Raw genomic sequence first — 240 nt, 5'->3', positions numbered from 1 at the left:
GTAAAAACAATAAAACAGTAAAAATAAGTATTGCTGACAAAAAAGTAAAAAAAATTAAAACCCGTATTACGAGATCCTTTTTGGACTTTATAAAAAACAAAGATTTTAATTTGTTAGACAAAAGGATTAAATTTTTAACTGGAAATTATGGAATTAGAAAAAATAATGATGGTAGTGTTTTGAAGGCAGGAATCTTTTATAACTATACTCATCTAGATAATGAAGAAATATTAATTGAAC

At 23.3% G+C, this 240-nt stretch carries 1 protein-coding gene; it reads left to right on the top strand.

The window, feature by feature from the left end; all coding sequences use genetic code 11:
- On the top strand, nt 1-240 hold a 240-nt coding region (locus SB773_RS34330), incomplete at both ends, for a hypothetical protein (RefSeq protein WP_410594991.1).

The sequence above is a fragment of the Bacillus sp. SIMBA_074 genome, from assembly GCF_046534555.1.
In the GTDB taxonomy this organism is placed as follows: domain Bacteria; phylum Bacillota; class Bacilli; order Bacillales; family Bacillaceae_G; genus Bacillus_A; species Bacillus_A mycoides.
This window is presented reverse-complemented; position numbering and strand designations above follow the sequence as displayed.